The following is a 269-nucleotide window of genomic DNA, read 5'->3' on the forward strand; positions in this document are numbered from 1 at the left end:
ACTACAGGCACGCCCCACCAAGGTGCAGCCGGAGCGGCTACCGCCGCAGGGACGGGGCTCAGAGCCGCAGCGATCAGAATCAGCATGGTCAGTCCGTGATCCCTAAGTACTCGCGGTTGGCTTCGATGAACTTGGTGATCTCCGGCCGGAGCTCGTCGCGAGAGTCCTTGCCTTGATGCTCGTTGGCGATGACGACCTTGTGCGCCGCGGCCACGACGTCCAGCAGCGCCCCAGTAATCGAGGCCGGTGCGATCAGGTTCAGACCGCCC

At 64.7% G+C, this 269-nt stretch carries 1 protein-coding gene; it reads right to left on the reverse strand.

Annotated features, from left to right (window positions below; all coding sequences use genetic code 11):
* Positions 1–88: 88 nt before the first annotated feature.
* On the reverse strand, positions 89–269 hold a 181-nt coding region (locus tag BIU91_RS18770), incomplete at its 5' end, for a hypothetical protein (RefSeq protein ID WP_171907761.1).

This window comes from Curtobacterium sp. MMLR14_002, from assembly GCF_001864975.1.
GTDB lineage: Bacteria > Actinomycetota > Actinomycetes > Actinomycetales > Microbacteriaceae > Curtobacterium > Curtobacterium flaccumfaciens.